Below are 25,416 nucleotides of genomic sequence, written 5' to 3'. Positions count from 1 at the left end.
TCGACAGAGCGCCCACGATACTTTCCTGACTTTCCTTGTAGAACACTTAGCAATCAATAATGAAACTAGAACAGGAACTTTACGAACAGATTCGGCAATTAGGCTATTGGGACCGGACCGATCGCATTAACGAAAGCAACGAGAGTCAGCCCTTAGCAAGGGCCTGGTCAAATCCAAATACCACCGCTGCCCCAGAAACGATGTTTCAAATTGTCTGGTTACTCAGTTCGAGTAAAAGACGGCAACGACTCAACCCGATTGATGTGCGAATTTTAGATCGGGCGGCGGCTGATTTGGCCTACGATCGCCGAATTGTGCCCTCCAATCAGTCTTATGTAAAATATCTTTGGGAACAGGTCTATCACATGGAATTTCCCCATGTGATGCGGGAAGGTTAAGACAATTCCATTAATTCAAGTGACAATTCAATCTCCCTAGGCAACCCAAATATTGACTTTAAAATGAGGTTACTTTTACGGTGTTACCTGATGTTTGAGTTGAATTAAAACCATTTCTTGAACGATACGGCGGGAGATTTTTCCACGATTGTTCCGAGGCAACCTGTCTATTTGTACCCAATATTTCGGACGCTTAAAGGGTGATAAGGTATCCGTGAGTAACGAGGCGATCGCCTCAGACTCGACTAGGCCCTTGGGAACGTAAACCGCTGTCACGACTTGACCCCAATCGCGATCCGGTACGGCGATCGCACAGACATCTTCAACCAAACCCGTCCCCAAAATCGCCGCCTCCACTTCTGCCGGATAAATATTTTCACCTCCACTAATAATTTTATCGCTGTGGCGTCCCACCACGGTTAAATACCCGCCTTCATCGATAAACCCCAAATCATCAGATTGAAACCTGTTTAAAGTAAAGGCTAAATTTTCCCCAGGATAATACCCTTTTGCCAGAGAATCGGCTTCAATAGTAATTATCCCCGTTTTACCGACTGCCAACACTTCTCCTTCAGGATTCATAATGCTAATTTTGGCATGAGGCAACAGTTGGCCACAACTCTGATTTCCTGCTAGAAAATCCGCAGGTTTGAGAGTGACAATTTGGGAGGCGGTTTCCGTCATGCCGTAGGTGAGAGAGAGGCGAATATGGTACTGTTTCGCCCGTTGCAATAATTCCGGCCATGCCGGTGCACCCCCCAATAAAATGGTCTGAAACCGGGCTAAATAATTGGCGGATTCGGGAGTTTCTAGGAGTCGGTTTAATTGAGTTGGAACCAGAGAAATAAAAAACTCTTCCGGGTTGATTTTGAAAGCCGTTTGCTCTACAATTGTTTTATAAGAGGGAAAATTTACAAACTTTCCTCCCGTGGTCAAAGACCGTAGAAATTGCATCAAACCGCTGACATGAAATAGGGGTAACACACAGCAGGAGTTAACCGCAGAGAGTTGGAAATACTGTGTAAATCCAGCCACTGATGCCATTAAAGTTTTCCAAGTATGAATGGCAAAGCGCAGTTGACCCGAGGAACCCCCTGTGGGAATCATAATTCCCGAGGGGATAGTATCCGATGGATTTTGACAAGCCTTTCCGGGAAAGTCCTGTCCCTGATGCCATATTCGGTCCGGTTGAATTAGTTCGATAGCCGATCGCCATTCGTGATCAACCCAGTTGGGATTGCCTAAAAACAGGGGACAATCTGCGGCAACCGCTGCAATAAAACCGGCTAAAAATTTGACTGGATCGCCTTCTGCCAATAACAGAGTTGGGGGAACTTTTTGCGGAATTAATTGGGAAAATAATTGCAACGCAGTCGTCCCTAAAGGTCCCGTTTCTGCCTCCATCCAGGCTATCAAATCCGATTTTTGCCAACCCGGGCAGGGGGGCTGGTTTGGGATAGCTGCCCGGTTAATTTTGGAGAATGTTTCCGAAAAACCCTCTACCATAAGAGTTCTAAATCCTTCTCGGCTTCCAGTAAATGATCCACGCCAAACCCGATGGCGCGAGGGCAGTAATTTTGAATGGTCGCCGCCAATTTTAAAACCGATTTCCTGCCAATTTCCGTTTCAAATACCGAAGAAAAAACCGCATCAATTTTGTTTAAATTGCAAAATTGTCGCAATTCCGAAGGAGAACCGGCGATACAGGGTTTAATCACATAAATTCCCCGCCACCCTTGGCGATAGACGGATTGCATTTGTGGCAAAGTGGCGACGGATTCATCTAAAGCGATCGCCGTGGAAAAGCGAGTTCCCAACTCCATCATCGCCTCCAATTCCGTCACCGACAAAGGTTGTTCCAGATATTCAATGATTCCCCCGAGTTGATCACAGATTTGCAGCCATTCTTCAGCCTCCGCCAAACTGAGTCCCCCATTGGCATCCAGGCGGAGGAAAACAGATTGATCACCAGTCGCTTCCTGCAAGGCGAGAACCAGTTCCTGCAAAATCCTGACTTCTCGCTGGAATGGCAAGACGCCAATTTTCCATTTAAACGTCCGATATCCTTGCATCCAGAGGATTTGACGCCCGAGTAAAGCCCCTTCTCCCCCGGGTAACAATCCGCTATAATTGGATTTGGCTGTAGCAGTTTTGTCTTCAGCAAAAGCCGATTTGAACTGTGTTTTTAATGTAGCAGATTCCCAGGCTGATTCTAAGCCAAATTGACAAGCGGGTAAGTTAGGGGGAATCGAAAAAATCGTGCGATCGCTAATCACATCAGGCAGGTTCTGACAATAGTCTAAAGCTTCTAAGAACGTTTCTGAACCAAACCAGCCGATGGGTGCAATTTCACCCAACCCGATCTTGCCATTATCAGCAGTTAGGCGCAGAATAATTCCCTCCCGAATTTCCCAAGTCCCATGACTGGTTTGCAGAGGGCGTTTAAACTTACGTTGATAGGGACGAAACTCGAATTTATAATTCATAATATGATGCGGTTGCCATGAAAGAGGGAGGAAATTATCAGCCAGTGGGGGACAGCCATCCCATCCGTTTCACCGAACCCCTCCTCATGAAGGGGTGATCACCCTAACCTGAAAAGAAGTTTATCACTGATTTGAGATAGGCAGAAGGATTTTCCCAATGGATAGTATGCCCACTATTGGGAATAATTTCCAGTTGGGCAACAGGACAGACTTGGGTAATTTGGTGATTAATTTCCTGAAATTTGCTATCCCATTCTCCCACCAGTAACAGGAGGGGAACCGGATGAGACGGCAGCAGTTCCCAGAGAGAGGGTTGACTGCCGCTTCCCATCTGTCGAAGGGAAGTTGCTAAAGTTTTGGGCTGATTTTGCAAGCGATTCTGGAAGAGGCGATCGAAGTTAGGATGATGGCGAACTGAATCAAACAAGGGTTGCTGATACCACTGGCTTAAAAATGAGTAAAAATCCTCTGTTTCCAACTGTTGGGCGAGAATTTCATCTCGATGACGACGTTGCGATCGCCCTTCCGCAGAAGACAACCCCGGGGAAGCGGATTCTAAAATTACTTTTTCAAAACGTTCCGGGAAATGCAGGGTTAAATACAATGCCAATCGCCCTCCCATCGAATATCCCAGCAAATAACACCATCCAATTCCTAACTCATTCAATAACTCTATTAACCCTTGGGCTGTATGGGACATTTGATAACATTCATTTCCACCCAAAATTCGTGTTTTCCCATGTCCAGGTAAATCCACCGTCACACAGCAAAATTTATCTGATAGGGTCTCAATGATTTCCCAAAAGTTATCCCCCCGCCCCATAAAACCATGCAAAAATAGAATACAAGGGTTTTGGATTTTCCCCACAATTTTACAATTAAAATCATACAAACTGGACATTTTTATCATAATGAAGGGAACGGAAAAACCGTCCCCCACCCCTATTTAAAAATTGGATAGCCGGGAAATACCTTTACAGAATAAATCCCAGTCCTAACAATAAACCACTCCAAAAATGAACGGCGATCGCAATAAATTTGCAGTTACTCACTTTTTCCGGACTGTCATGATAACTGGCAACATGACGGCAGAGTTTCAGACTTGCAGGCAACCCCGCAAAACTGAGTAATGTCCAAACCGGGAAGCTACCCAGGGCAACCAAAACCCCTGTAATCGCGAAAATACTCCCACAAAACCAGGGTAAGAGTTGAGCACCCCGAAGAGTCCCCATGCGAACCAAAGGCGATCGCTTCCCTGCTGCTAAATCATCTTCCACTTGATGAAAATGGGAACAAAATAACACCAAAGTTGTAGAAATTCCCACCAAAACCGAAGCCAATAAACTCAGATTTGACCAACTCTGCGTTTGACTATAATAAGCCGCCGAAACTCCCAAAGGACCAAAGGCAAAAAAACAGAGAAATTCCCCCAATCCTTGATATCCCAGTCTAAACGGGGGACCCTGATACATATAGCCCAAGAAACAACAAAGCAGAATCAAACCCAGAACTGTTAAATCTTGTTGCCACCAACAGATTGCCCCAATTCCTAAAATACCAAGGGCTAAACACAAGTTGCCCGCCCAAAAAATCAAAGATTTATTTCCGGTTAAATTGACCAAAGAGTGATGCTTTTTTTTGTCAATTCCCGTATCTGAATCGAACACATCATTGCTAAGATTTTCCCAAGCCAAAATTAAAATTGCCGAACTGATAAAGGTAGAAAATATTGACCAGTTCAGGGAATGATGCTCATACCAAGCTACAGCAGTTCCCACCCAAATCGGCATGATTGCCACACTATACATGGGAGGTTTAATAGCAGCTAACCATAACTTGTAATTCGAGGGCTGAATGGTCTGAGTTGTCATTGATTATTCCTATTATTCTTCCAACCAGCCCCATCATTTTACGATGGCGGATAGAAAAGTCTCAGAGGATGAAATAAAAATTAAGAATTAATACGCAATCCGGTGGTCTCATACGGAATCCGGTTGTCAAAGAAAACCCGCACCCTCAAGGGTGGGGCTACACAAACGAAGCCCGCCTGCGCGGGCTCATCCAGGAAATGGGCTTTTAACAACCCGATTTGGTATCATGTCTGTTTTCTCTCTTATAGCCTGCGTAGGCAGGCTTTGTCCGTGTAGCCCCAGGCTTCAGCCTGTGGGTTTTCACAGTACCCGATTTGGTCCTACCGCATCGCTGCGGACAAAACAGCCGATCGCCGCTGTTTCACCACCAATTGAAAATTAGCCGAGGGGACAAAGGTAATCCCACGACGGTGAGGACGAATCGGACCCCGATCACACAGGGCCAATTCATACCGGGAGAGGACCGTTGCCAGGACCAACTTCATCTCATACATCGCTAGGGCCATGCCGATACAACTGCGACTCCCCCCGCCAAAGGGAAAATACTCGTAGGGTGAAAACTTGCGATCGCAAAACCGCTGAGGCTTAAAGGTCAAGGGTTCCGGATACACCTCCGGACGCCGATGGGCTAAATAAATGCAAGGAACCAACACCGTCCCCGGTGCAAATTCATACCCCTGAATTTCCACCGCTTCTTTCACCACCCGAGGTTGCGAAATCAAGGCGATCGGATACAGACGTAACGCCTCTTGGCAAACCGCTTGTAAAAACGGCAATTGCGCCACTGCCATCGGGTTGGGGTGACTCCCGAGACTATCCAGTTCCGCCACCAACTGCGATCGCACCTCGGAATCCTGATGAATCCAATAAAACGCCCAAGTTAGGGCCGATGCCGTCGTATCATGACCCAATAACAGCAGGGTAATCAACTGATCGCGCAATTCTGCCTCACCCATCCCCTTTCCTGCTTCATCTTGTGCCGACATCAGCATGGAAAGGACATCACTACCATCAGTTTGACCCCGGCGATCGCGAATTTCAGCATAAATTAACTCGTCAATTTGCTGCTGTTGGCGCAGAAATTTCCCCCAAGGACTCCAGGGACCCAAATCTTGCTGTAACGGATTCCAAAAAAATTGCACCGAGTTGAGGGTAGAGTTCACCGACTCTAAAAACGGTTCAATCAGGAGTTCGAGTTGGTGAGCTCGTTCCCCGGGGTTCATGCCAAACACCACCCGCAAAATTGTTTTTAGGGAAATCGACGACAGGGCCTGACGCAGATTGAGAGGGGTATCCGGTTGCCAATGGGCGATCGCCTCCGCAGTGATATCACAAATCTGGTTCCCATAGCTTTGCAACCGTTCCCCATGTAAAGGTGGCATCAAAAGCTGGCGCGTCCCTTGATGCTTGGCCCCATCCTGCATAATTAGGGATTGGGACCCGGTGAGAGGGCGAAAGGGGTCGGTGATTTTGCCTAACTCAAACGCCCCTGCCGCCGAGGTAAAAATCTGTTGAATCCCCTCTGGATGACTCAAAAACACCACCGGGGGAGAGTTTCCCCCTAATAAATGCAGGGTGAAAGGGTCACCATAGCGACTGGCATTCCGTTCCAGATAGGCGATCGGATTGGCAATCATTTGTAGCGCTTGCAGAAAAAACGGTACCCTAGGGCCTGCTGGCAACTTCATCGAACCCCCTGTAAATCCCTCAGTGACATACAATGCTGAGAATGCGGGATCTATTGTACCGGGTAGATGTCCCCATCAAGTGCGCGTGTCCGTGGGAACCGTGCGATGGTTAGATAGATAGGAGGTACTTTTGAGGGTACCCGCCGTAAACCGGGGGCGATTTCCCCCAACCAGCCCAAGAAGCCATCCTTTCCTCCATGCTAGTTGTACCGTCTGATACCAACATGAAGCCAGACCGCAAGGATCTTTATCAGTTCCTTGTCGCTTGTCAGCAGGTATCCGTTGAGAAAGAATGCCCCCAGATTGCCACCCTATCCCTGGAACTTCCCCCTCTGGACCCCCTAGCGGTTTTACAGGCGATCGCCCAACCCGAGGACCCACATTTTTATTTTGAAAATGGCAATAAAGGGGAAGCGATCGCGGCGATCGGGGCGGCAATCACCTTTCATGTCCCCTCGGGTTCCGCAAGATTTGTCAAAGCGCAAACCTTTATCCAATCCTGTTTGGCGAATACCATTACCACCGGGGCCACGGACCTCCCCTTTGCCGGACCCCACTTTTTTTGTAACTTTACCTTTTTTGACGACCTACGCCCCCCAGAATCGGCCTTTCCTTGCGCCACGGTGTTATTACCCCGGTGGCAAGTCGCCCGATGTCACAACCGTTCGGTGTTCGTCGCCAACTTTTCCCTATCCGCCCGGGATAATATTAAAGCCTTACATCAAGATTTATGTAATAAACTGACCCAGATTCGCTGGGCCAATTCTCGCTGGCTAGACGCAGTAAATTTTCCCAACCCATCTTTCCAAAAACACGACTTTAAACCCACTGCTAATTTTAGAAAATCCGTTTATTCCGCCCTAAACCGGATTAACAACAAAACTTTAAATAAAATCGTTTTAGCCGATGCCATTGATTTAAACTTTCCCTTTCCCATCAACCTCGTTAAATCGCTCAATAATTTACGCCGCCTCTACCCCGATTGCTACACCTTTGCCACGGGAAACGGTGGCGGGACCAATTTTATCGGGGCCAGTCCGGAACGCTTGCTGGCGATTTATAATCATCAATTAACCACTGATGCCTTAGCCGGTTCTGCCCCCCGAGGTAAAACGTCAGGAGAAGATGCAGAATTAGCCAAACTGCTGTTATCTAGTGAAAAAGAAATTCATGAACATCGAGTGGTGATTGATTTTATCTGCGATCGCCTCACCCGTTTAGGGTTAAATCCGAACGTCCCCCCGCAATTGTTATTACTACAATTGTCCAATATTCAACATCTCTGGACCCCAATTCAAGCCACCTTACCCCCCGGAATCCATCCCTTAGACATTTTAGCGGACCTCCATCCCACTCCCGCAGTAGCTGGGGTTCCCCGGGATACCGCTTGTCAAGAAATTCGCCGTTATGAAGCCTTCGATCGCGGCTTATATGCGGCCCCATTAGGCTGGATTGATGGCTATGGTAATTGTGAATTTATTGTCGGCATTCGGTCCGCTTTAATTGAAGGCGATCGCGCCCGATTGTATGCGGGGGCTGGAATTGTCGCCGGGTCCGACCCAGACAAAGAATTAGCCGAAGTGCAACTCAAACTCAAAACCCTGTTAAAAGCCTTAGTTTAACCTTAATCAACGGGACCATTCGGATTCCTTCTCCCCTTAAGAATGCCAATAGATTTCCGCAATACTAACACCGTTTGGGCTTCTATTTTAGTCGAGACATTCCAACGCCTGGGATTAACCACGGCAGTGATTTGTCCCGGTTCCCGTTCCACCCCGTTAACCGTTGCCTTTGCCAGCCATCCTCAGATTGAAGCTATCCCCATTTTAGATGAGCGATCGGCCAGTTTTTTTGCCCTAGGACAAGCCAAACAAACCGGCAAACCTGTTGTTTTAGTCTGTACCTCGGGAACCGCTGGGGCAAATTTTTATCCGGCGATAATTGAAGCAAAAGAAAGCCGCGTTCCCTTATTAATTTTAACCGCAGACCGACCCCCAGAACTGCGGGATTGCCATTCTGGTCAAACCATCGACCAAGTTAAACTCTATGGACATTATCCCACCTGGCAAACGGAATTAGCCACGCCATCTTTAGAACTAAAACAACTAAGCTACCTCCGCCAAACCCTGATTCACGCTTGGGAAAAAACCTTATTTCCAGTCCCCGGTCCCGTCCATTTGAATCTCCCCTTTCGCGATCCATTAGCCCCTTTACCAGAACCCAAAGCCACCGATTTAGCAACAACCTTCCAACCCGAAGAATTCTTTACCCATCTCCCCTCATCCCTCATCCTTCATCCTTCATCCTTCATCCCCCATCCCCCATCCCCTCTACAACAATGGCAAAACTGCCAACGGGGAATCATCATTGCTGGAGTCGCCCAACCCCAAAATCCGAGAGACTATTGTCAGGCGATCGCCCATCTCTCTAAAACCTTAAATTGGCCGGTTCTTGCAGAAGGATTATCCCCCCTCCGCAATTATGCCGACCTCAATCCGTATTTAATTTCCACTTATGATTTCATCCTCAGAAATCCCAGACTTGCCGATAAAATTACCCCAGAAATAGCGATTCAAATTGGGGAATTGCCCACCAGTAAAACCCTTCGGAGTTGGCTAGAAACTACCCAACCTTTAACTTTTTTAGTCACCGAAAGCGATCGCAACCTCGACCCCCTACATGGCCGCACGATTCCTCTGCGGATGGCGATCGCCTCCCTTGCCGCCACCTTAAATCCCATCCCGGCAACTCCTTCCCCCACCGCCTATCTACAACAGTGGTGTGACACTGAACGCCAAACCCGCCAGAAAATCGATACCACCCTCTCATCCATTCCCGACCTAATTGAACCCAAAGTGGCATGGCTGATTTCTCAACAGTTACCCCCAGAAACTCCCCTATTTATTGCTAATAGTATGCCTGTCCGAGATATCGAATATTTCTGGAAGCCAGGGAACCGCCATATCCAACCCTTCGTGAACCGAGGTGCAAATGGCATTGATGGAACATTATCCACCGCATTAGGCATCGCCCATCGCCATCAAAGTAGCGTCATGTTAACGGGAGATTTAGCCCTTTTACATGACACCAATGGATTTTTAATCCGCCAATATTTTCAAGGTCATTTAACCATAATTTTAATCAACAATAACGGCGGTGGCATTTTTGGAATGTTACCCATTGCCAAATTTGACCCACCGTTTACCGAGTTTTTTGCGACTCCGCAAAACATCAATTTTGCCCGATTATGTGCAGGCTATGATATCGAACATCAGCGGATTGAGTCTTGGCAGCAATTAGAATCGCTGTTAAATCCTTTACCGACTTCGGGCATTCGAGTCTTAGAGATAAAAAGCGATCGCAATCTTGATGTCAAATGGCGACAAGACCAGTTTCAACAGTTTGCAGAAGCGATCCAATCAACCTTATAGAAGGTTTAGGTTGAATCACTTGAGTACCTGCTTCAACACTCCCGCCAACTGTTGATACTGCTCGAAATTATTGTAAATCTGAGCCGAAATTCGGATCACCCGTTGGGGAAATTTCGGCCAAGGCATCACCTGTAATTCAATCTGATGGCGATCGAAGAGTTCATCATGTAATTCGTCTGCGGATCCATCCGGAATTGGAATACAAGCCATTGATCCAATCATTTCTGAGGGGGCCGGAATTTCGACTCCCAGGGTGTCGCAAAGCATCTGCCTTGCGGACAAAACAAGCTTATGGTTTCTGGACATTAATTCGGACCACCCCCCAGGCAGGAGGGACCCCATAAACTGAATGGCAGCAGGGACAGATAAATAAGCCGAGGGGTCCCCGGTTCCGGTCCAATCAAATTCCAGTTGGAAGCGAGATTTATCAGTCCGGGAGGAGTTGGCCCCATGACTAATGGTCAGGGGTCGAATTTGCTGCTGGCGATCGCCTCTAACATACAAAAATGCAGCCCCTTTGGGTGCAGACAACCATTTATGACAGTTGCCGCTATAATAAGTCGCCCCGATTTTGGGTAAGTTCAGGGGTAGCATCCCGGGGGCGTGTGCGCCATCAATCAGAGTCTCAATCCCATATTGGGAAAGCTGCTGAATAATTTCCTCAATGGGAAAAATTAATCCGGTTTGGCTACTAATATGGTCTAAGAGAACGAGTTTGGTTTTTTCGCTGACCCGTCCCATGACTGCATCGACAATCTGCTGCTTGGAGGCGATCGGGAAGGGAACGGGGGCCACAACAATTCGGGCATCAGCGCGATCGGCCACAAATTCTAAGGCGTTGCGACTAGCGTTGTACTCATGGTCCGTGGTCAGTAACTCGTCTCCCGGGTTAAACCGCAGCGATCGCAGCACAGAATTCACCCCGGTAGTGGCATTGGGCACAAAAACCAAGTCCCGCGCATCCACCCCGACGAACTGGGCTAACTGTTCCACCGCTTGATCCAGAAGTGGCTCAAATTCGCGCACGAAAAACCTTACAGGTTCCTGTTCTAGCTGCTGCCGCACCCGTTCTTGGGCTTCTAACACCGGGAAGGGACAGGCCCCAAAAGAACCGTGATTCAAAAAAGTAATCTGCGGGTCGAGGGACCAATAGGCGGAAAATTCGGTCGGGCTGTGCCCTTCTAAATCGGTGTTTTTCAACATAATCTTGTCTATTTTTAAACCATGAATAGGAAGAGATTAGATTGAAATTCAATCTAATCTCTTCCATCCAAAGTCTAAAATTAATCAACTCCCCGGGTAGGATTCGAACCTACGACCAATCGGTTAACAGCCGACCGCTCTACCACTGAGCTACCGAGGAACGTTTCGGGTTGCTTGGCTCACCGTTATTAATAATACACATACCTTTCTAGTTTTGGCAACCCCTTTTTCAAAAATTTTTTAATTTTTTTTTGAAGGCTGGGATGGGTTCGGATTCGGTATGGGTGGCGATCGCCTCTCAAGTCACAAAAATCAAGCGTCCTGACCGGCTACAAACCCCGTCGCAACTGCGCCAGTCGCTGTTGCGCTTCCGCATCCAGTCCCGAAACCAGAAACCGACTAGAGGGCTTATTGCGGGTTTTCTGTTTACTCCGGCAGCGGCGTTCCGTCGCTTCGATCGCTTGGGCGAACTGAAGCGCGGACATCCATTCCGCCCCATATCCTAAAACCGTTTGCTGCTGAGCACGGTCTGAGGTCGCCACAATTAACCGGCGATGGAGATTTCCCAAGTTTCGCCGAAAAGTGGCACAGGTCTTTTCAATATAGGTGTCTGCGGTTTGCCCAAATTCGGTGTAGCAGACGGATAAACTTGTCGATATGACTTCGGTGTAGGTTGGCTCATGGCGAGAATGAGCATCAAAAACCACCAGAGTGTCTAATCCTTCAAAAGCGCTGTAGTTGATCAGCGACTCGATTAGTTCTCGGCGGGATGCTTCTAACCCGTCAAAGTCTCGCTTGGTTTTGAGCTTGGACCATAGTCCTATGATGTTGTATCCATCCACGAGCAATAAAGGTCGCGCTGAGGAGCGTGGCATGGCTTTTCTTTACATTTGTTTACAATTTACTCAGAATCAGACCAGGCGCTTTGCATTATATCATTTTTTATCCTAATCAAAACTTAAATTTAGTTTAAAAATTCAAAACTAAACTTTCACCAATCATAACAATATCTTTTCAAGGGGAAAGGGCCGCGACTACGGAAAATAGCAGTCGCGGCCCTGGGGATCACTCTAAATCCTCAGATTCCATCAACCGTTGGATCAGGGGCTGCGGATTCCCCGAATCGACCATGCGCCCCCGTTCCAGGAGGAAAGCTCCATCGCAATAGGCTAATTCCTCAAACCGATGGGTGACCCAGAGTGCCGTTAACCCTCGGCTTTTAACCAACCGCTGGACTTGAGCCACGAGGTCTAATTGACTATCTGGGTCCAATAAAGCGGTGGGCTCATCTAATAACAGAACCTCGCAATGGCGGGCGATCGCCCCAGCAATAGCAACCCGCTGCTTTTGACCTCCACTCAGCGCATAAATCGGACGTCGTTGCAGGGCGAGTAAGTTGACCGCTGTTAGGGCTTCTTCCACCCGATGCCGAGTTTGAGCGAGGGTGAGATTTTCCTCCACCAACCCAAACGCAACATCGGCTCCAACTGTAGGCATCACTAACTGATGATCCGGGTTTTGGAACACAAACCCCACGGGACGAGAAATGGAAATTTGACCGTCCCGTGGGGTAAGCAAACCCGCCAGTAACCGGAGTAACGTGGATTTTCCACTGCCATTGGTCCCCAAGAGCATCCAAAATTCGCCTTGGGGAACTTCCAAGGAGCAGGACTTTAACACCCCTGCTCCCGAGGGCCAGTTAAAGCAGAGGTCCTGTACCACGATCGCCTTGGGGCGATCGTCACCGGAAGGCGTCGGGTTCATTGACTCAGGGATTCCACCAACGAGGCAAATCCAGGGGCTTTGCCTGCTGCCGCCGCACCAGACTTCTCAGAGATTTGTACCGCTGTGAGTTGATTAATAAAGACGGCGATTTTTTTCTCAGGCATCTTCTCGCAGGTGAGTTCCAAAATCTCAGAACTCCCTGAGCGCATCGCTCCGACCACCTCCTGGTAGAGGGTCTGGGCATCTTCTAGGGTCTTCCGTTGCACCGACAGGGGTAAAGGCGTGTGTTTTAAGGTTAAGTCAATCGTAAACATGATTTGTGGCAAAGTTCATTGGACCGCACCTTTCTAGTATCCCAAAATCTCAGCATTCCGGGGATGTCTGGAAATCAACGACCTAAATTAAGCGGCGATCGCCCTCCTATCTATCCCTGTTTTCTGCTCCCGGTGGCCCTCTTCCAGGCCCCTCCCCATGACTCAAGTTTGCTCCTGGCATCACCGGCGCTGTAGAGAAATCCGTTCCATGAGTCCCACCCCTAACGCCACTCCTTTGAGCTACTCTTCAGAAAATTTTTAGATGAGGGGGTTTAAAAATTTTCAGGTTTCCGCCTATAATGAGAAACATAGTAAAGAAACGTAAACTCTTGAAGCGCAATCGCCCATTTTCTGCTATGGCTGGCAGAAACCCCGGTCGAAAACGCTCAGAAAGAGTTAACCGTAGCCATATTAATTTGGAGATTTTGCGTTATGACGATTGCAGTCGGACGCGCCCAGGCAGAGCGGGGATGGTTTGACGTCCTCGACGACTGGCTCAAGCGCGATCGCTTCGTATTTATCGGTTGGTCTGGCCTATTACTCTTCCCCTGCGCTTACCTCGCAGTGGGAGGCTGGCTGACCGGCACCACCTTCGTCACCTCTTGGTACACCCACGGACTCGCTTCCTCCTATTTAGAAGGTTGCAACTTCCTCACCGTGGCTGTTTCAACTCCCCCGAACAGTCTGGGACATTCCCTCCTGTTCCTCTGGGGTCCTGAAGCCCAAGGTGACTTCACCCGGTGGTGTCAACTCGGCGGTCTGTGGACCTTCGTCGCCCTGCATGGGGCCTTTGGTCTGATTGGCTTCTGCCTGCGTCAGTTGGAAATTGCCCGCCTCTTAGGGATTCGTCCTTACAACGGACTCGCCTTTACCGGACCCATTGCGGTGTTCGTTAGCGTGTTCTTGATGTATCCCTTGGGTCAATCCGGCTGGTTCTTTGCTCCTAGCTTTGGCGTTGCTGCTATCTTCCGCTTCCTGTTGTTCTTCCAAGGGTTCCATAACTGGACCCTCAACCCCTTCCACATGATGGGAGTGGCCGGTATCCTGGGCGGTGCGCTACTGTGCGCCATTCATGGAGCCACCGTGGAAAACACCTTGTTTGAAGATGGTGAAGGTTCCAACACCTTCCGCGCCTTTGAACCGACTCAGGCGGAAGAAACCTACTCGATGGTTACCGCTAACCGTTTTTGGTCCCAAATCTTTGGGGTGGCTTTCTCCAACAAGCGCTGGTTACACTTCTTTATGTTGTTCGTGCCAGTCACCGGCTTGTGGATGAGCGCGATCGGGGTCGTGGGCTTAGGTTTAAACCTGCGCGCTTATGACTTCGTGTCTCAAGAACTGCGGGCTGCGGAAGACCCGGAATTTGAAACCTTCTATACCAAGAATATCCTTCTGAATGAAGGGATTCGGGCTTGGATGGCTCCGGTTGACCAGCCTCATGAAAACTTCGAGTTCCCTGAAGAAGTTCTACCTCGCGGTAACGCTCTGTAGAAATTCCTAGCAACCTAACTCAGTTTCGAGGTGGGTTTAGTCAAAACCCCTCCCAGATGGGAGGGGTTTTGTTTTAAATAGTAGGGGTCACTCCCCCTAAATCTCTTCATTCCAGGCTTTTCCGACGAGTTTGGAGGCCCCGGCAGTCCCCAGAAAAAAATTAGCCAGATAAAAAAGCGCAAGGTTGGGAAATTTCCAATTCGGTGTGTTATGCTAGGTTACATAAAGTTTATTGAAATAAAACCCGCTTAGGGTAAACAGGAGGTGATGCCTATGCCAGATAGTAGTAAATGCATGGGTCATCAGATTGGAGTAAATCGGCTGTGGGCCGGGGCTGTTCTCTAACAACTCGCTTTAGTCCCTTTCGGATTAAAGAAAATCCTTGAGAACTAGGCTGGTTGGGAGTTCCTCCCGGCAGTCAGGTTCCAATCTGAAGACCAACTAGACCGCTTTCACCCTCAGCGTCATAGTGAAAACTAAGCGCTCCCGGTGAGAGCGGATAGTTTTTTTAAGCCGTAGTTAAATGTTTTCGGCAATTTATAGAGAAAAATGATGGTGATTAGGAAACCCTATTCAGGGAAGAAATTCGGTTAACCATCTTACTTATATGGAAGTCAACAGGGAGAATCAGATGGCTCAGTTGTTAACAGAAACGGAGATTCAGGAGCGGTTGATTCAGATTGGGGGCTGGACCCGAGACGGAAAAATTTTGCACTGTGAAAGAAAATTTAAAGATTTTATCGAGGCGATCGCCTTTGTTAATCAATTAGTAGATCCAGCCGAAATCGCCGGACATCACCCAGACCTAGAAATTTCTTATAACAAAGTCACCATTAGTTTAACCACTCATGATGCGGGGGGCTTAACCGAAAAAGACTTTCAGATGGCCCAGACCATCTCCGAGTTGAAATGAGTTCCCCTTCCTAAGAGAGTGGGTTGAGACGGATTAAATTCTCCTAACAAAATTTTTGTGATAAACTGTGCGAATCAGTAAACTACAGATGTAGCATGAGTCCAGGCTGGAGTTGTTATAAGTAGGGGAACGAAGTGATGGGACTTTCGACTTCCTAGGGGCTTCCTTTGGGTGACCCAACAGGTCCATCGTTAGAAGACCTCCATTTGAAACCCTCAAAAGGCAGGTCTCAACTCAGGGAAACCGTTTCGGACAAAGCCTGGAGCGAACTCATCTCTTAAAAAAGAGGGTCCTTTTTGGGGAGATTTCCCCCGTAACAGGCTTAGCTTAAACCTCGAACTACAGGTGCTAAACAGCGAACCCTGTCAACTGCGGTTACTTGAGGATAGGGAAATCTTATTGTGTTCGTCTGTCACTAATGCGCGGTTAGGTAGACTTAACCATTGAAAGAGTGCTGGTTTAACGGGGCTACGGCAACACCGCCTTAGGGTTAACGCAGGAGTCTAACAGGATTGAAATTGTATCCGCAGGTAGACAGTTGTTGTTAAGGGCCTCTCGATTGTAGCACAAGATTGACGGGGAATAAAGGGAATAGGGCCGCCTTTCCTCCCGGGTTTAACGAGCCTGGGCTTCCATGCATCCGGTACTTTCATCTGAATTCAGGTAAAGCTGTGAACAGCGATCGGACAGTCAAAAAAAATCACCCGCTTGGGGTCTTGAATACCCCGGAATTAAGCAACGAATATGTAACCAGAGCGGAATTAGTAGAGGAGCTATTAGATATTGGGACAGCGCTTTCGAGTACCTATGACTTGGGCGCGTTGTTGACCCTCATTTTAACCAAGAGCCGAGAACTGACCTGTAGCGATGCAGGAAGCGTTTACCTGGTAGATCACAACGATGAAGAAATACCAAAGTTGTTGTTTAAGGTAGCACAGAACGATTCTCTGCCTCAAATTTCATTTCAGGAATTTGCCATACCCCTGACGCCTAAAAGTTTGGCCGGTTATGTCGCCCTCACTGGAGAAAGCCTAAATCTGGCCGATGCCTACGCCTTGCCACCCACCGTCCCTTATCAGCTAGAGCGCAGCGTTGATCGAGATCTTGACTACTCAACTCGTTCGGTCCTGGTGCTGCCGATGCAAAACCGTCAGGGGGAAATGATCGGCGTCCTACAACTGATTAATCGGAAAACTAAGGCGGATGTGGTGGTCACCCCAGAAAACGTGACTGAAGTCACCCAGCCTTACTCAGAATGGGAAGAGCGAATCGTCAGAAGTTTGGCATCCCAAGCGGCGATTTCCATCGAACGGAATCATCTGCAAGAAAGTATTGAACATCTGTTCGAGGGTTTTGTGACAGCATCGGTGCAAGTCATTGAAGCGCGGGATCCCTGTACCTTTGGACATTCTGAGCGGGTGGCCGAACTGACCGTTCGCCTCAGTCAAGAGGCCAATACGGTGACGACTGGACCCATGCGCGATGTCAAGTTTAGTGTTCGTCAAATCCAAGAAGTCCGCTATGCGGCTTTGTTGCATGATTTTGGCAAAGTTGGGGTCCCTGAAGCGATTTTAGTTAAGCAGAAAAAGCTCTACCCATCACAACTAGAGGTGATCCGCCATCGCTTTGCTTTAGCCGAGCGAACGATGGAAATGGAATGCGCCCAAAACAAGTTTAGGTATTTGATTGAGCATCCCTCACACCTTCATCGGGACCCGGAAAATGCTTGTTCTCATTGTCAGGAGCTACAGGAACTCGACCGTCAACTCCAAGAGAAGATAGAGCAACTCAATACTTACTGGAAGCTCTTGTTAGAGGCCAACGAACCGCGCATTCTCGCGGAAGAACCCCTCGCTCGCCTCCGAGAACTTTCTCAACAGATCTATAGAGATGTAGATGGTCAATTAAAGCCCTTGATCGATCCCGACGAAATCACTCAACTGCTGATCCCCAAAGGGAATCTGACCCCAGAAGAACGCTTGTCTATTGAATATCATGTGACTCATACCTATGAGTTTTTGAAGCGAATTCCCTGGACCCGGGATCTGAAAGATGTACCAAAGATCGCCTTCGGCCATCATGAAAAGATCGATGGATCGGGGTACCCAAGGGGATTGAAAGGAAATGAAATTCCGATCCAGGCCCAGATTATGACCATTGCCGATATTTATGATGCGCTCACGGCAGGCGATCGCCCCTACAAGAGAGGATTGCCTGTAGAAGCGGCCCTCCGAATTCTCCGAGAAGAAGCTATTCATAACAAAATCAACGCGGACCTGTTGGAGTTATTCGAGCATCGCCAAGTTTTTTCAGTCCTGGGTCACTCCCAACAGGTCGTTACCTTAGAGAGCGCCTAATCCCAACTCCCTCATCACAGCTAATGGCGAGCAGCCTTCTTAAAACCTCTTGATTCAGGCGATCGGGGAACTCAAAAACCTTAACCCTAGTCATCCCTGGGAGCCTATTGCATCAAATCGAGCATCGGCTGGCCCTGAACCGAAAATTTTCAGTAAACATAGGGTTTATTTGCCCTTGAAGTAGAAAAAAAACACCATAGAACTGGACCGTTCAAGGGTTACCATCGTTCGCAAGAAACAACAAAGACTTGCAAATCTCCGGTTCCAATCGAAGTAAATCTGTTAATCTATAACAGAAGTAAGCAGCCACTATCTCGCTGACTATATAATGAGTCGAGAGTTTGTTAGAAGCAATAGGCCCTCCAGCCAACTCCGAAGCCTGCTTGATCAGGTTACGAAAAACCTGGGCAGAAAACCGATCCGTCCGGTTGAGGGTTCTACATCCTCATCTTTGATGGGGCTAGTTTTTCCATCGGGGACATCAATGATTGGAGGGGATGCCGCTGATTCTAGGCTCTGCCGTAGCACCCCCACTCTAGGTAGTGGGGACCCATAACTGTTCCGGCTAAAAATCTATAATCGGTGCAGTTGAGAAGTGGATATAACCTGTCAAGGGGTTAAGAGCTATGAAATAGCTCTGGATTTCCTTCTTTTGGCTTGTCATCTCCTGTCTGAAAGATTGAGGGGAGACGTGAGTCAAATCGTTTAGATAATTAAAGGTGTGAGGAGAAGAGGGAAAATGTCTAAAGTATTGTGGAATTCTCTGTTGGTTAGTCCAGCAGTTTTAACATCGGCGTTAGTTGGAGCGGCCTTAGCGTCCGTTGTGGGCGCACCTGAAGCGATCGCCTCTGAAACCCAAACCGAGTCTATGCCAGTGGCTCAGGCGAATCAGTTTGCCGCACCCACTGCATTTTCTTCAGCAGGGGGATTTAACCTAATCGCCCAAGTCCAAGAGGACGCACCGTCGGCCACCGAAACCGCCAACGTTTTACAACAACTCAATCAATACAGCCGTGAAGGGGCGGGCACCAACAACATTGCCCAAGTTACCTCCGTGTCTCAACTGCGGGACGTGCAACCCACTGACTGGGCTTTCCAAGCGCTCCAATCCCTGGTTGAGCGCTATCGCTGTATCGCAGGTTATCCCGATGGGACCTTCCGTGGAAACCGCGCCCTGACTCGTTATGAATTTGCCGCCGGTTTAAACGCTTGTTTAGAACGCATTAACGAAATTATTGCGGCCCAGTTGGAAGGGATTCTCAACAGAGACGATTTGTTAACCCTACAACGCTTAACTGAAGAGTTTGCTGCGGAACTGGCAACCTTGCGCGGTCGGGTAGACGCCCTCGAAGTGCGCGTCGCCGAAATTGAAGCCAATCAATTCTCCACCACCACCAAACTCTTTGGCGAATCTATCTTCGCCTTATCCTTGTCCGAAGGTGGAAACAGTGTCGGCGGCGAAACCGATAGCGGTGTTCAATTTGGGACCCGCACTCGGTTGAACTTCGATACCAGCTTCACTGGCCGAGATCTACTCAGAACTCGACTGGAAATCAACAATCTGGATGCCTTCTCTGGCACTAACACCTTCACTCCCGAAGGGGATCTGAAATTTGCGGTTGACGACCCTTACCAAGCTGGAGATACCACGGTCCGCTTAGACAGCTTGCTCTATAGCACGAGTGTTGGCCCTGCTAATGTTGTCTTTATAGCAAATGGAGGGGACGCCGATGACTTCGCTAGCACCATCACCCCCCTGGACGGCGATGGTGGCAGTGGTGCTCTCTCTCGCTTCGGGACCCGCGCTCCGATTTACAACATGGTTCGGGGTGCGGGGATTGGTTTGACCTTCGATGCAGGCCCTGCCGAAGTTAGCCTCGGCTACTTAGCAGAAAATGCCGCAACTCCCACCCGCCGCAACGGGCTGACCGATGGTCCTTACGGAGCTTTAGCCCAATTGGTGTTTAAACCTGTTACGGGTCTCCAACTCGGTCTGACTTACGTCAATGCCTACCGTAGCGATATGCGTACAGGTAGCCAACTGGCCACTCCTGTATCTTCTCTAGCCCCACCGGAGGGGTTAACCACCATCAGTAACGCCTATGGTGTTCAACTCGGCTATGATACGGGAGCGTTTGCCTTCGGAGGCTGGGCCGGTTACACCAACGCTCGCATCCTCGACCAAGGTCTTAAAGGTGACCTAGGCATCTGGAACTGGGCCGTTAACTTAGCGGTTAACGCTGGACCTCCGGGTAGCCAATTTGGTCTGATTGTGGGCATGGAACCCCAGGTCAACTCCGATGATTTTAATGGGGCCCTCGAAGACCCAGATCGTTCTTTACACGTTGAAGGGTTCTATCAATATCAGCTCACGGAGAATATTGCTATTACTCCCGGCTTTATCTGGTTGACGGCTCCAGATCATAACGATCTCAACGATGATGTGGTAATTGGAACCATCCGCACCACGTTCCGATTCTAAAACCAGCAATTGGGATCAACCCCCGGGCTAAACCGAGGGAATTTAATTCTGGATGCTACCTTGGTTTTAAGCTTTTGAAAATTGAGTAGCAGTGATATTTAAAACCCCCTAATCAATTAGGGGGTTTTCTTTTTAATCGCTTTGTCGAAGGAAAATTCGATGAATTTCTACCCTGATTATCAAGTTAGTTTAGAACTGTAAGACTGACATTCTTGCGCCGAGTGTAACTTTCAAAGGGTTCTCAAATATAGAGGATTTTGGCCTGAGACTGTGGTTTCTTTTAAAAGAGAGCGAGTTAGTATTGGAATGGGTGATGGGGTAGCGGGGGAAAGCGCGATCGCCTTGAATCTCCGGGCTGTTTCCATAACAGGAGATGGTTTAATCTGCCCAGCATTTAATTCGGTTAGGTTAGCAAAACTTACAGTAAGTACACCCCTTACAGTCTGCGCCTTAAGCGAAGCGATGCCGCAGGCTTTACGCCCGAATAGCACTGTTGGGGAGTTCCCTTCCCAATTTAAGTGCCGAACAAATTAGAATTTGTTGTGAAAAAGTAAATGGGTAAAAAATACATTAATTTTTTTCTAATTTTTCTATTGTATAGCCAGTCTAAATCAGTTTGGCAATGGATCCAAGCCTTTTAGTCTTGTAGTGCGAGCATCTGGCTCGCTATCTTTATGCCAGAATGATTTAGGTTCGCTATATAATTTTCACTCTATCAGGATTAATAACTCAATTAACTGGAATTTCTTAATAAACCTATAGGAAATATCAGTGATTTGGACCAATCTTGCCGGTCTGAGAGACCCAGACTCTAGGGGTAATTACTAAATAATTTGCTGCTAAACGAAACATCTGGGCGCACTCTCTTGACGAGTAGCTTGGGGTGACGAAATCATCTTTTAATTCCCTAAATATTATTGGAGGTTAAAATAAATTTTTTAAAGCATTTTTAACAATTTATTAGGATTGATTGCCAATAAATGACCGTAAGAGAAAAAATTCTTTTTTTAGTGCAGTGATGGGCTATAACGAAGGACCCAAATGAAAGATCTCAATGATTTAGACGCACTATACTTGAGGGAAATGAACACCAATAATTCCACGAGTTGCTTTGGCCTAATGGGTGGTTCCGGTTTGACCCTCTCCCTCTCAATCGATCCAATCTTTAATTCCGGTATTAGCAAAATTTATAATTCAACTTATGGCCTAGACAAAATTCAGGTTATAATCCACAAACAGGGGAAACTTTACCCATCGACATACCTCATAACGCTACTTGTAGGAAGGGAAAAAGCCAAGAGTAATTGGTAACAAATGCTACCAGAGAGAATTAATAGATAAAAGTTCTTGACCGAACTACAGTTTTAGGCCATGATAAAGGCACTCACAACAGGGGTACAGTAGGGCCCTACTTTGCGAGCTGATTGATGCCAAAGCTCCCAGAGTGACTGCGGGGGGTGACGGAGAAAAGCCCATATCCGTCCAGGGCAAAGTGAACTTCTGCCCGCAAATTGGGGAAAGCCTGTATAATCACTCTGCTGTTGGTTTTGATTTCCCCAATGTAGTCCAGGGGAAAGTATTCCATCGAACTCTAAATTGGTGTGAGGAGAAGAGGGAAAATGTCTAAAGTATTGTGGAATTCGCTGTTGGTCAGTCCAGCAGTATTAGCTTCGGCGTTAGTCGGAGCGGCTTTAGGGTCCGGAGTGGGTGCATCCGAGGCGATCGCCTCCGAAATCCCAGCCGACTGGATGCCAACGGCTCAGGCGAATCAACTCGCCCAACCTACTGAATTTTCGGCAACTGGGGTTGACCTCAGCGGGGCGATCGCCCAAGTCCAAGATCAAGATGCACCGTCGGCCACAGAAACCGCCAACATCTTAAAACAACTCACTGAATACGGATCCGAAGCAGATAGTAACCTGCTCACCCAAGTCACCTCCGTCTCTCAGTTGCGGGACGTGCAACCCACGGACTGGGCGTTCCAAGCCCTCCAATCCCTGGTTGAGCGCTATCGCTGTATCGCCGGTTATCCCGATGGGACCTTTCGCGGGAACCGGGCGCTGACTCGTTATGAATTTGCTGCCGGTTTAAACGCCTGTTTAGAGCGCATCAACGAAATCATTGCCGCTCAAATCGAAGGGGTCCTAGGCAGCGACGACTTGATCACCCTGCAACGGTTAGTTGAAGAGTTTGGGGCTGAACTCGCCACCTTACGGGGTCGGGTGGATGCCCTTGAAGTGCGGGTCACGGAACTTGAAGCCAATCAGTTCTCCACCACCACCAAACTCTTTGGCGAATCCATCTTTGCCTTATCCTTGTCCGAAGGTGGAAATAGCGTCGGAGGCGAAACCGACAGTGGCGTTCAATTTGGAACCCGTACTCGGTTGGCATTTGTGACCAGCTTTACTGGGAACGACTCCCTGTATACCCGACTCCAAATCAACAATCTCGATGCCTTTTCCGGAACGAATACCTTCACCCCGGAAGGCGACCTCAAGTTTGGAGTGGGCCCTTACCAATCAGGCAGCAATAACGTCGAGCTAGATTGGTTAGCGTATGAAACCAATATTGGCAACGCCCGCGTTGTCTTTATTCCTGTAGGCGGTATTGTCCCTGACTTTGCCAGCACTATCACCCCCTTGGATGGAGATGGTGGCAGCGGTGCTCTGTCTCGTTTCGGGACCCGCGCTCCCATTTACAACATGGTTGAAGGTTCGGGGATTGGCTTGAATTTTGATGCAGGTCCCGCAGAAGTCAGCCTGGGGTATTTAGCTCAAAATGCTGGAACCCCGACCCGTCGCAACGGTTTATTTGATGGCGCTTATGGAGCCTTAGCCCAACTGGTCTTTAAGCCCGTTACGGGTCTGCAACTGGGTCTGACTTATGTCAATGCCTATCGTACCGATATGCTCACAGGTAGCCAGCTTGCCACCCCCGTCAGCTCCCTAGCACCCCCGGATGGCTTAACTACCATCAGCAACGCTTATGGGGTTCAACTCGGGTATGATACGGGAACCTTTGCCTTCGGAGGTTGGGCCGGTTACACCAATGCTCGCATCCTCGACCAAGGTCTCAAAGGGGACCTGGGCATCTGGAACTGGGCGGTCAACTTAGCGGTTAACGCTGGACCTCCGGGTAGCCAATTTGGGCTAGTGGTAGGTATGGAACCCCAGGTTAACAGAGATGATTTTAATGGAGCTCTCGAAGATCCAGATCGTTCTTTACACGTTGAAGGGTTTTACCAATATCAGCTCACGGAGAATATCGCCATTACTCCGGGCTTTATCTGGTTGACGGCTCCGGATCATAACGATCTCAATGATGATGTGGTGATTGGAACCATCCGTACCACTTTCCGATTCTAAAATCTGAGCGATTTCAAGATAAGGGGGGTTCAAACTCCCCGGATTTTCTAATTCAGCATCACAAATACTGAAGCCTTCTAAAGGTTAAGAATTTTAGAGGTTTTCTTTTCAGACTTTGCCATGCACGGTGCATGGCTTTTTTAGTGTTTATGGCTCAGGTTTAAAAGACGAACATGAATTAATAAGAGCAGAGTCTTGCATTGGGGAGAGACCCGATTAATTTCCCCGAGGGTTCTGAATTGGCTTTAAATGTAATACATAATATCACCCTGCTGCTTGGCATTCCGTAGTTCGCAGACATCTTTCAGTGTGTATTTTTGCAACACAGATTTAGAGGCTTCCTGAGCCTCTTTCCACACATCTCGAATGACTTCATTCTCTAGGGTTTTCGGGGTTGAATCATTTTCCGAGAGTCCCGCATCCAATCCTTCTATGCAGGTAACCACATCTAAGAGGGTAATTTTCCAAGGTTCCCGAGCCAAAAGATAACCGCCTTTTGCCCCCCGTTGACTGCGAACCAGACCACAGCGCCGTAAGGAGGCTAAAAGTTGCTCTAAGTAACGGTCAGGAATATTTTGTTGAGCAGCTATCTGTCGAATTTGTAGCGGCTCTCCTTTATCATATTGGCTTGCTAACTCTAAGAGGGCTAACAGCGCGTATTCACTTTTACAGGAAAGTTCCACTGTTTAAAATACAAGATACGTTTAAGGGCTAAGTTGCAAAAATTAGCGACTGTGGTCTATTATACTGCGGTTTTACCGATATTCTTAGATTCGGATCTTGGCCCTTCTACAAAAATTGCCATTCTTAAGCTGGCTCTATCTGAGGTGAGTTCGTTAAGGCTCCAAATAGTTCTAAACTTTTTTAACCCGGAACGAACGGTCATAGAGAAAGCCTACATTCTCCAAGGAGTGTAGGCTTTTCTAAGGTTCAAAGCTTAGACAGCTTTGATTTGATTAGGACGCAGATCCCCCGAAATAGGGACCTAACTAACGGGTCTGAAAGAACTTTAGGAGTTCTCTTAACTTCGGTGCAGAAGGGATTGGCGCAACGACAATCCCTTCTGAAAATCACCGTTGATTAACCCGAAGCGTTAGACCGGAGGATTCTATCGACCCGGGATCTGATTTCCAAAGTCTTCTAGGATTAAGTCGAAGTTGAGCTGTGGAATGAACTGGTTATCAAAGCTTTGGAAACGGATTCCGGTATCTTTCCAAACCAGATACTCTCCAAAGGTGATGCTACCGTACCGGCCAAATTGGGCGGATTCAAGGGCAGAAAGGAGTGAACCAGCCAGGTTGCTGCGATCAAGACGGGTGACCATAAATTGCAATCTTGCCGTGGTTAGGCGATCGAAGATGGCCACTGCATCCCCTGGGTTGGTAGTCCGTGCCACCACACTGGCTAAACTGATGCTGTTATAGCCCTCTAACAATCCAATTCCAGCTCGGGCAAAAGCAGCTTCTGCTGCATTCAGAATGGCTAGGGTGTTAGGCTTGGTGAGCGCAGCCTGGACCAGAGGAGTATTAATCAATCGACCTAAAGGAATCCCCAGCCGGTTAGCAAGACCTTGCAGGAAGCTTAAGACATCAGCGGGAATATTTGTTGTAGGCGGCGGCGGCGGCTGGACCGGAGGCGTCGGCGGCGGTTGGACCGGAGGCGTCGGCGGCGGCTGGACCGGAGGCGTCGGCG

Annotated in this window: 20 protein-coding genes and 1 tRNA gene; 9 read left to right on the top strand and 12 right to left on the bottom strand. The window is 48.3% G+C overall.

Features of this window, described 5'->3' with window-relative positions:
- Positions 1 to 59: 59 nt before the first annotated feature.
- Entirely contained in the window at positions 60 to 398 is a 339-nt protein-coding gene (locus tag NG795_RS06185) for a hypothetical protein (protein ID WP_367287785.1), read from the top strand.
- 75 nt (positions 399 to 473) lie between these two features.
- On the opposite strand, the gene NG795_RS06180 is transcribed toward NG795_RS06185, so the two are convergent.
- The 5 genes from NG795_RS06180 to NG795_RS06160 form a co-directional block, all read right to left on the bottom strand.
- The gene (locus NG795_RS06180; RefSeq protein WP_367287784.1) at positions 474 to 1,802 is read right to left on the bottom strand and encodes a 2-succinylbenzoate--CoA ligase; all 1,329 of its coding nucleotides are present in this window, start codon (positions 1,800 to 1,802) and stop codon (positions 474 to 476) included.
- A gap of 95 nt (positions 1,803 to 1,897) precedes the next feature.
- Entirely contained in the window at positions 1,898 to 2,884 is a 987-nt protein-coding gene (locus tag NG795_RS06175; RefSeq protein WP_367287783.1) for an o-succinylbenzoate synthase, read from the bottom strand.
- Positions 2,885 to 2,987: 103 nt separating this feature from the next.
- Positions 2,988 to 3,785 (bottom strand): 2-succinyl-6-hydroxy-2,4-cyclohexadiene-1-carboxylate synthase, encoded by a 798-nt coding sequence (menH, locus tag NG795_RS06170; RefSeq protein WP_367287782.1) that lies wholly within the window; start codon positions 3,783 to 3,785, stop codon positions 2,988 to 2,990.
- A gap of 73 nt (positions 3,786 to 3,858) precedes the next feature.
- Positions 3,859 to 4,755 carry a 2-carboxy-1,4-naphthoquinone phytyltransferase gene (menA, locus tag NG795_RS06165; protein ID WP_367287781.1) on the bottom strand — a complete coding sequence of 299 codons (897 nt, stop codon included), beginning with the start codon at positions 4,753 to 4,755 and terminating at the stop codon, positions 3,859 to 3,861.
- Between the two features lie 320 nt (positions 4,756 to 5,075).
- Positions 5,076 to 6,443 (bottom strand): cytochrome P450, encoded by a 1,368-nt coding sequence (locus NG795_RS06160; RefSeq protein ID WP_367287780.1) that lies wholly within the window; start codon positions 6,441 to 6,443, stop codon positions 5,076 to 5,078.
- A gap of 197 nt (positions 6,444 to 6,640) precedes the next feature.
- Here NG795_RS06160 and NG795_RS06155 point away from each other — a divergent pair, with 197 nt between their 5' ends.
- The gene (locus NG795_RS06155; RefSeq protein WP_367287779.1) at positions 6,641 to 8,065 is read left to right on the top strand and encodes an isochorismate synthase; all 1,425 of its coding nucleotides are present in this window, start codon (positions 6,641 to 6,643) and stop codon (positions 8,063 to 8,065) included.
- Positions 8,066 to 8,107: 42 nt separating this feature from the next.
- Positions 8,108 to 9,874 carry a 2-succinyl-5-enolpyruvyl-6-hydroxy-3-cyclohexene-1-carboxylic-acid synthase gene (menD, locus tag NG795_RS06150; RefSeq protein WP_367287778.1) on the top strand — a complete coding sequence of 589 codons (1,767 nt, stop codon included), beginning with the start codon at positions 8,108 to 8,110 and terminating at the stop codon, positions 9,872 to 9,874.
- Positions 9,875 to 9,889: 15 nt separating this feature from the next.
- Here the strand turns inward: menD and NG795_RS06145 are convergent, their stop codons facing one another.
- From NG795_RS06145 to NG795_RS06125, 5 genes are all read right to left on the bottom strand, one after another.
- Positions 9,890 to 11,077, bottom strand: coding sequence for an aminotransferase class V-fold PLP-dependent enzyme (locus NG795_RS06145; RefSeq protein WP_367287777.1), 1,188 nt, complete (start codon positions 11,075 to 11,077; stop codon positions 9,890 to 9,892).
- A gap of 88 nt (positions 11,078 to 11,165) precedes the next feature.
- Positions 11,166 to 11,237: transfer RNA gene (locus NG795_RS06140), tRNA-Asn, on the bottom strand.
- A gap of 169 nt (positions 11,238 to 11,406) precedes the next feature.
- Complete coding sequence (locus tag NG795_RS06135) at positions 11,407 to 11,952, bottom strand: NYN domain-containing protein (RefSeq protein ID WP_367287776.1); 546 nt, start codon at positions 11,950 to 11,952, stop codon at positions 11,407 to 11,409.
- Between the two features lie 190 nt (positions 11,953 to 12,142).
- Positions 12,143 to 12,841 (bottom strand): energy-coupling factor ABC transporter ATP-binding protein, encoded by a 699-nt coding sequence (locus tag NG795_RS06130; protein ID WP_367287775.1) that lies wholly within the window; start codon positions 12,839 to 12,841, stop codon positions 12,143 to 12,145.
- Positions 12,838 to 13,116 (bottom strand): UPF0367 protein family, encoded by a 279-nt coding sequence (locus tag NG795_RS06125; RefSeq protein WP_367287774.1) that lies wholly within the window; start codon positions 13,114 to 13,116, stop codon positions 12,838 to 12,840. The genes NG795_RS06130 and NG795_RS06125 overlap by 4 nt, the downstream gene beginning before the upstream one ends.
- A 63-nt stretch (positions 13,117 to 13,179) precedes the next feature.
- Here NG795_RS06125 and NG795_RS06120 point away from each other — a divergent pair, with 63 nt between their 5' ends.
- The 6 genes from NG795_RS06120 (at position 13,180) to NG795_RS06095 (ending at position 23,724) form a co-directional block, all read left to right on the top strand.
- Positions 13,180 to 13,311, top strand: coding sequence for a hypothetical protein (locus NG795_RS06120; protein ID WP_367287773.1), 132 nt, complete (start codon positions 13,180 to 13,182; stop codon positions 13,309 to 13,311).
- Positions 13,312 to 13,548: 237 nt separating this feature from the next.
- On the top strand, positions 13,549 to 14,607 hold the full coding sequence (psbD, locus tag NG795_RS06115) for a photosystem II D2 protein (photosystem q(a) protein) (RefSeq protein WP_254565233.1): 1,059 nt from the start codon (positions 13,549 to 13,551) through the stop codon (positions 14,605 to 14,607).
- A 631-nt stretch (positions 14,608 to 15,238) separates the two neighbouring features.
- The gene (locus NG795_RS06110; RefSeq protein WP_367287772.1) at positions 15,239 to 15,520 is read left to right on the top strand and encodes a 4a-hydroxytetrahydrobiopterin dehydratase; all 282 of its coding nucleotides are present in this window, start codon (positions 15,239 to 15,241) and stop codon (positions 15,518 to 15,520) included.
- Between the two features lie 716 nt (positions 15,521 to 16,236).
- Positions 16,237 to 17,877: an HD domain-containing phosphohydrolase gene (locus tag NG795_RS06105; protein ID WP_367287909.1), complete on the top strand. Its 1,641-nt coding sequence runs from the start codon at positions 16,237 to 16,239 to the stop codon at positions 17,875 to 17,877.
- Positions 17,878 to 18,616: 739 nt separating this feature from the next.
- Positions 18,617 to 20,359 (top strand): iron uptake porin, encoded by a 1,743-nt coding sequence (locus NG795_RS06100; RefSeq protein ID WP_367287771.1) that lies wholly within the window; start codon positions 18,617 to 18,619, stop codon positions 20,357 to 20,359.
- A 1,619-nt stretch (positions 20,360 to 21,978) separates the two neighbouring features.
- A complete protein-coding gene (locus tag NG795_RS06095; RefSeq protein ID WP_367287770.1) occupies positions 21,979 to 23,724 on the top strand; it encodes an iron uptake porin in 1,746 nt (581 codons plus the stop codon).
- Positions 23,725 to 23,969: 245 nt separating this feature from the next.
- On the opposite strand, the gene NG795_RS06090 is transcribed toward NG795_RS06095, so the two are convergent.
- A complete protein-coding gene (locus tag NG795_RS06090) occupies positions 23,970 to 24,407 on the bottom strand; it encodes an RrF2 family transcriptional regulator (protein ID WP_367287769.1) in 438 nt (145 codons plus the stop codon).
- 425 nt (positions 24,408 to 24,832) lie between these two features.
- Positions 24,833 to 25,416 (bottom strand): hypothetical protein (locus NG795_RS06085; protein ID WP_367287768.1); only part of this gene is annotated, 584 nt, incomplete at its 5' end.

It is taken from the genome of Laspinema palackyanum D2c (assembly GCF_025370875.1).
GTDB lineage: Bacteria > Cyanobacteriota > Cyanobacteriia > Cyanobacteriales > Laspinemataceae > Laspinema > Laspinema palackyanum.
The sequence above is the reverse complement of the archived record's forward strand: the minus strand, read 5'-3'. Positions and strand labels throughout refer to the sequence as shown.

Excerpts from the sequence above, each read along its gene's own strand:
- NG795_RS06145 (WP_367287777.1), bottom strand. The coding sequence starts at position 11,077 with ATGTTGAAAAACACCGATTTAGAAGGGCACAGCCCGACCGAATTTTCC.
- NG795_RS06135 (WP_367287776.1), bottom strand. The coding sequence starts at position 11,952 with ATGCCACGCTCCTCAGCGCGACCTTTATTGCTCGTGGATGGATACAAC.
- NG795_RS06130 (WP_367287775.1), bottom strand. The coding sequence starts at position 12,841 with ATGAACCCGACGCCTTCCGGTGACGATCGCCCCAAGGCGATCGTGGTA.
- NG795_RS06120 (WP_367287773.1), top strand. The coding sequence starts at position 13,180 with ATGTCTGGAAATCAACGACCTAAATTAAGCGGCGATCGCCCTCCTATC.
- psbD (WP_254565233.1), top strand. The coding sequence starts at position 13,549 with ATGACGATTGCAGTCGGACGCGCCCAGGCAGAGCGGGGATGGTTTGAC.
- NG795_RS06180 (WP_367287784.1), bottom strand. The coding sequence starts at position 1,802 with ATGGAGGCAGAAACGGGACCTTTAGGGACGACTGCGTTGCAATTATTT.
- menD (WP_367287778.1), top strand. The coding sequence starts at position 8,108 with ATGCCAATAGATTTCCGCAATACTAACACCGTTTGGGCTTCTATTTTA.
- NG795_RS06100 (WP_367287771.1), top strand. The coding sequence starts at position 18,617 with ATGTCTAAAGTATTGTGGAATTCTCTGTTGGTTAGTCCAGCAGTTTTA.
- NG795_RS06160 (WP_367287780.1), bottom strand. The coding sequence starts at position 6,443 with ATGAAGTTGCCAGCAGGCCCTAGGGTACCGTTTTTTCTGCAAGCGCTA.
- NG795_RS06125 (WP_367287774.1), bottom strand. The coding sequence starts at position 13,116 with ATGTTTACGATTGACTTAACCTTAAAACACACGCCTTTACCCCTGTCG.
- NG795_RS06110 (WP_367287772.1), top strand. The coding sequence starts at position 15,239 with ATGGCTCAGTTGTTAACAGAAACGGAGATTCAGGAGCGGTTGATTCAG.
- NG795_RS06155 (WP_367287779.1), top strand. The coding sequence starts at position 6,641 with ATGCTAGTTGTACCGTCTGATACCAACATGAAGCCAGACCGCAAGGAT.
- menH (WP_367287782.1), bottom strand. The coding sequence starts at position 3,785 with ATGTCCAGTTTGTATGATTTTAATTGTAAAATTGTGGGGAAAATCCAA.
- NG795_RS06185 (WP_367287785.1), top strand. The coding sequence starts at position 60 with ATGAAACTAGAACAGGAACTTTACGAACAGATTCGGCAATTAGGCTAT.
- menA (WP_367287781.1), bottom strand. The coding sequence starts at position 4,755 with ATGACAACTCAGACCATTCAGCCCTCGAATTACAAGTTATGGTTAGCT.
- NG795_RS06175 (WP_367287783.1), bottom strand. The coding sequence starts at position 2,884 with ATGAATTATAAATTCGAGTTTCGTCCCTATCAACGTAAGTTTAAACGC.
- NG795_RS06095 (WP_367287770.1), top strand. The coding sequence starts at position 21,979 with ATGTCTAAAGTATTGTGGAATTCGCTGTTGGTCAGTCCAGCAGTATTA.